Annotated in this window: 3 protein-coding genes; 1 reads left to right on the top strand and 2 read right to left on the bottom strand. The window is 71.5% G+C overall.

What is annotated here, in order from left to right:
* Nucleotides 1–134: 134 nt before the first annotated feature.
* Nucleotides 135–1,670: an acyl-CoA synthetase gene (locus tag K6I34_RS30455; RefSeq protein WP_229330864.1), complete on the top strand. Its 1,536-nt coding sequence runs from the start codon at nt 135–137 to the stop codon at nt 1,668–1,670.
* A gap of 22 nt (nt 1,671–1,692) precedes the next feature.
* Here the strand turns inward: K6I34_RS30455 and paaK are convergent, their stop codons facing one another.
* Together paaK and K6I34_RS30445 are read right to left on the bottom strand one after the other, a co-directional pair.
* The gene (gene paaK / locus K6I34_RS30450; RefSeq protein ID WP_229330862.1) at nt 1,693–2,973 is read right to left on the bottom strand and encodes a phenylacetate--CoA ligase PaaK; all 1,281 of its coding nucleotides are present in this window, start codon (nt 2,971–2,973) and stop codon (nt 1,693–1,695) included.
* A 174-nt stretch (nt 2,974–3,147) separates the two neighbouring features.
* A complete protein-coding gene (locus tag K6I34_RS30445) occupies nt 3,148–5,067 on the bottom strand; it encodes a phosphocholine-specific phospholipase C (RefSeq protein ID WP_229330860.1) in 1,920 nt (639 codons plus the stop codon).
* Between the last annotated feature and the right edge of the window lie 449 nt (nt 5,068–5,516).

Here is a 5,516-nt window from a genome sequence, read left to right as displayed (position 1 = left end):
CGCCTTGCGCCCCACCCCCCCCCGTTTGTGGGCAGGCGTTCCGCACGGCGGAACGGGTGGGCACAAACGGGACCACGGACCGCAACCGACCACGGGGTCCGGGGCGAAGCCCCGGTCACACAAGGAGGGCACCCATGTCGTTCTGGGCCCACGCCACGGCGCAACCGCACCGCACCACCCTCGTCACCCCCGAAGGGGAAACCCGCACCGCAGGGCAACTGCACGCCGCCGCCAACCAACTGGTCCACGCCCTCCGCGCGGCGGGACTGCGCCCGGGGGACGCCTTCGCCGTCGTCCTCCCCAACGGTGAGGAGATGGTCACCGCCTACCTCGCCGCCACCCAGGCCGGTCTCTATCTCGTTCCCGTCAACCACCACCTGGTCGCCCACGAGATCGCCTGGATCCTCGCCGACTCGGGCGCCAAGGCCCTGATCGCCCACGAACGGTTCGCCGACGCTGTGGCCGCCGCGGCCGACGAGGTGGGGCCGGAACCCGAACGCCGCTACGCCGTCGGCGACATCGCCGGCTTCCGCCCGTACGGGGAACTGCTCGCGGGCCATCCGCAGGACCCGCCCCCCGACCGCACGCTCGGCCAGGTCATGAACTACACCTCCGGCACCACCGGCCGCCCCCGCGGCATCCGCCGCCCCCTGTCCGGGAGGCCGCCCGAGGAGAGCCACCTCGGCGGATTCCTCGGCTTCTTCGGCATCAAGCCGTTCGACGGGAACACCCACCTGGTGTGCTCGCCGCTCTACCACACGGCCGTCCTGCAGTTCGCCGGAGCGTCCCTGCACCTCGGGCACCGGCTGGTGCTGATGGACAAATGGGCACCGGAGGAGATGCTGCGCCTCGTCGAGACGCACCGCTGTACGCACACCCACATGGTCCCCACCCAGTTCCACCGGCTGCTGGCACTGCCCGAGCATGTACGGGCCGCGTACGACGTGTCGTCCCTGCGGCATGCCCTCCACGGCGCCGCCCCCTGCCCCGACCACGTCAAACGGGCGATGATCGAGTGGTGGGGGAGCTGCGTCGAGGAGTACTACGCGGCCAGCGAGGGCGGCGGCGCCTTCGCCACCGCCGAGGACTGGCTGAAGAAGCCCGGTACGGTCGGCCGGGCCTGGCCCGTCAGCGAGCTCGCCGTGTTCGACGACGAGGGCCGCCGCCTGGCCGCCGGTGAACTCGGCACCGTCTACATGAGGATGACCACCGGCGGCTTCACCTACCACAAGGACGCCGACAAGACCCGGAGGAGCCGCGTCGGCGACTTCTTCACCGTCGGCGACCTCGGCTTCCTCGACGAGGACGGCTACCTCTTCCTCCGCGACCGCAAGATCGACATGATCATCTCCGGCGGCGTCAACATCTACCCCGCCGAGATCGAGTCCGTGCTGCTCGCCCACCCCGCCGTCGCCGACGCCGCGGTCTTCGGCATCCCGCACGACGACTGGGGCGAGGAGGTACGGGCCGTCGTCGAACCCGCCGACGGCCACGCCCCCGACGAGCGGCTGGCCACCGAACTCTTCGCCCACTGCGCACACCACCTGGCCGGCTACAAACGCCCCAGGTCCCTGGAATTCATCGCCTCGATGCCCCGCGACCCCAACGGCAAGCTCTACAAACGACGCCTGCGCGACCCGTACTGGCAGGGCAGAGAACGCGCGGTCTAGACGTCGGCGGACGCAGACGACGTCAGCGGCCGCGTGCGCGGTCGTCCACGACGCGCCTCAGCTTGCCCATCGACCGCTCCAGGGTGCCCGGGTCCACGACCTCGACGGCCACCGAGACCCCGATGCCGTCCTTCACCCTGCGGGCGATCTCACGGGCAGCCGCCTCCCGCTGCCCCGCCGACGCCTCCGGCCGCGCCTCCGCCCGTACCGTGAGCCGGTCCAGCCGCCCCTCGCGCGTGCGCCGGAGCTGGAAGTGCGGGGCCACGCCCGGCACGGCCAGCACGATCTCCTCGACCTGCCCGGGGAAGAGATTGACGCCCCGCAGAATGATCAGGTCGTCACTGCGCCCGGTGATCCGCTCCATCCGCCGGAAGACCCGGGCGGTGCCGGGCAGCAGCCGCGTGAGGTCGCGGGTGCGGTAGCGCACCACCGGCATGGCCTCCTTGGTCAGCGAGGTGAGCACCAGCTCCCCGTGCTCGCCCTCCGGCAGCACCTCGCCCGTGACGGGGTCCACGACCTCGGGATAGAAGTGGTCCTCCCAGATGTGCAGCCCGTCCTTCGTCTCCACGTACTCCTGCGCCACGCCCGGCCCCATGACCTCGGACAGCCCGTATATGTCCACCGCGTCGAGCGCGTACCGCCCCTCGATCTCCCGGCGCATCCCCTCCGTCCACGGCTCCGCCCCGAAGACGCCGATCCGCAGCGAGGAGGAGCGCGGGTCGACCCCCTGGCGCTCGAACTCGTCGAGCAGAGCGAGCATGTAGGAGGGCGTCACCATGATGACCTCCGGACGGAGGTCCCGGATGAGCCGCACCTGGCGCGAGGTCATCCCACCCGACGCGGGGATCACCGTGCAGCCGAGCCGCTCGGCACCGTAGTGCGCGCCCAGCCCCCCGGTGAACAGCCCGTAGCCGTACGCCACATGCACCGTGTGCCCGGGCCGCACCCCCGCCGCCCGCAGCGACCGCGCCATCACCTCGGCCCAGGTGTCGAGGTCACGCTGCGTGTAACCCACGACGGTCGGCACGCCCGTCGTACCACTGGACGCGTGAATGCGCCGCACGTCCGCGCGGGGCACGGCGAACATCCCGTACGGGTAGTTCTCGCGGAGGTCCGCCTTCGTCGTGAACGGGAACCGGGCGAGATCCGCGGGCGTCCGGCAGTCCTCCGGGCGCACGGCGCTGGCGTCGAAGGAACGGCGGTAGAACGGGACGTGGTCGTAGGCGTGCCGCAGGGTGCGGCGCAGACGCGTGATCTGCAGCTCGGCGAGCTGGGCGTGTGACATCTGCTCCCCGTCGACCATGGCGCCATCTTCCCCAGGGGAGCCCCACCTCAATCGCTGACCTCCGGGGGCTTCGCCCCCGGACCCCCTTCGCCTACCGGGCTGCGTCTTGCGCTCGGCGTGCGGCTGCGGGCCGGTGGGGGCTTGTCGCGCAGTTCCCCGCGCCCCTTACGGGGCGCCCCTGATGAGGCGCTCTCAGGGGAAGACGCGGCCCGCGAAGCGGCGTTCGAAGCCGTCGCCCGTATCCGCCGTCACTGTCACGTCGTAGTGGCCGTCCGTGGGCACTGCCAGCACGATCTCCTCCTGCCCGCCGGCCGCTACGGACACTGTCCGACCGTCCGGAACGGTGAAGACGACCGCCGTACCGCCGCCGTTGGCCAGCAGGAGCCGCAAGCCGTCGGAGGAGGCCGTCGCGGACGCCTCGGGGTGGCCCTTCTTCGGGTCGGTCCAGGTCCGTACGTCGCCCTTGAAGCCCCGCAGGTAGCCGTCGGGGCCGTGCAGGTCGACGTCGTACTTGCCGCCGCCGTACGTGAGGGCGCTGAAGTAGTCGCTCGCGCTGCCTCCCACCGGCACGGTGTAGTGCCACGCCTCGTACGCGCGGTGGTTCACGGCGTACGCGGTGAACCCGGCACCGAGCTGACCGGTGTTGACGACCTTGAACCACAGGCGGTTGGTGGCGGTGTCGGTCCAGGAGGTGGTGTCGAAGCCGTAGCCCGTCGGCCGGGCCGGGCGGGTGCCCTCCTCCTGGACGGGGCGCTGCGCGGCGGCGGGCGGCTTCGCCTCGGGCAGCGAGTGCTGCTTGTCGCAGGCGGCGACGAGGGCCGTCGTGTCCGGCAGCGACGGGAACGAAGCAGCCCTCGAACCGAAGTCGAACGCGCTCATCAGATCGCCGCACACGGTACGCCGCCAGGCGGAGATGTTGGGCTCCTTGACGCCCGTCCAGTTCTCCAGGAACCGCAGCGGCGACGTGTGGTCCAGAACCTCGGAGTGCACGTGGCCGCCCTGGCTCCACGGCGAGATCACGGTCATCGGGACCCGGGGCCCGAGACCGATGGGCGTGCCGCCGATGAACTCGTCCGGCGTGCCGGACGGCGGCACCGGCGGGGCGACGTGGTCGAAGAAGCCGTCGTTCTCGTCGAAGTTCAGGAAGACGACGGTCTTCGCCCACACCTCGGGGTGCGCGGCCAGCGACTCCAGCACGTACTTCGCCGTGTAGTCGGCACCGTACGCGGGCGGGTACGCCGGGTGCTCGGACTGCTGCGTGGGGGCGACGACCCAGCTCACGGCGGGGAGCGTGCCGTTCGCGACATCCTGGCCGAAGGCGTCGGCGGACCGCCGCTGCATGCCGTTGACGTACAGCGGGGAGTCCTGCCCGGCGTTCCTGAACCGGGTGAACCAGGCCAGCGGGTTGTCGTCGTAGTTGTCCTGCTGCTGGTAGACCCGCCAGGAGATCCCGGCCGCCTGGAGCCGCTCGGGGTAGGTGGTCCAGCTGTAGCCCTTCTCCGAGTTGTCGGTGACCGGGCCGCCGCGCTTGCCGCCCGGGTCGACCGTGCCGGTCCACTGGTAGAGCCGGTTGGGGTTGGTCGGCCCCTGCACGGAGCAGAAGTACTGGTCGCAGATGGTGAACGCCTCGGCGAGCGCGAACTGGAACGGGATGTCGGCGCGCTGGTAGTAGCCCATGGTCCAGGCGCTCTTGGCCGGGATCCAGTTGTTGTAGCGGCCGCCGTTCCACGCGCTGTGCGTGCCCGACCAGCCGTGGTCGAGATCGCGGACCCGCTGCGCGTCCGTGGCCGCCGTGTCCAGGTGCCAGGGCGTCACCACTCTGCCGCCGAGCGGCCCGAGCGAGGTCTGGCGCAGCACGTCGGAGCCGTTGGGAAACCGCACCAGGGACCGGTCCCCGAAGCCCCGTACGCCTCTGAGCGTTCCGAAGTAGTGATCGAAGGATCGGTTCTCCTGCATGAAGATCACGACGTGCTCGACGTCGTCGAGCGTGCCGTTGCCGCTACTGCGGCGCGGGCTCGCGGCCATGGCCTGCTGGATCGACGACGGGAGAGCCGAAGCGGCGCCGAGCGCGGCGGCCGCGCCGAGAAAGCCACGGCGGGACAAGGGAGTCACGGGGGTCTCCTGGGAATCGGAGTACGGGGGACGACGGGGCGGAGTCAGTGATAAGCGGTGCGTGTGTCCGCTCGCTGCACGCGAGATGTCCACCGCCGCAACGGTGTACGACTTGCGCTGCGCGCGGCTTGCGGGGCCGGTGGGGGCTGGTCGCGCAGTTCCCCGCGCCCCTCAATGCCGCCTACGAGCTCGGTGTGCTGTGTTCGTCCGGCGTCTGCGGGCCGGTGGGGACTTCTCGCGCCGTTCCCCGCGCCCCTGAAAGCCGCCTGCGAGCTCGGTCGCCCCTGCCGTCCGGCGACTGCAAGCGCGTCGTGGTTGCTCGCGCAGTTCCCCGCGCCCCTTACGGGGCGCCCCCCGACGGGGCGCGACCTGGACGGGCGGAGAGCCGACAACCGGCGCAGGTGCCCCCTACGGGCAGACGACGTCCGGTGGAGGGGGCGGGGCCGGAG

The sequence above is a fragment of the Streptomyces sp. UNOC14_S4 genome (assembly GCF_020740835.1).
Classification (GTDB): Bacteria; Actinomycetota; Actinomycetes; order Streptomycetales; family Streptomycetaceae; genus Streptomyces.
This window is presented reverse-complemented; position numbering and strand designations above follow the sequence as displayed.

What these genes read in the sequence shown, in the direction of transcription:
- paaK (WP_229330862.1), bottom strand. Translation starts at nt 2,973, where the DNA reads ATGGTCGACGGGGAGCAGATGTCACACGCCCAGCTCGCCGAGCTGCAG.
- K6I34_RS30455 (WP_229330864.1), top strand. Translation starts at nt 135, where the DNA reads ATGTCGTTCTGGGCCCACGCCACGGCGCAACCGCACCGCACCACCCTC.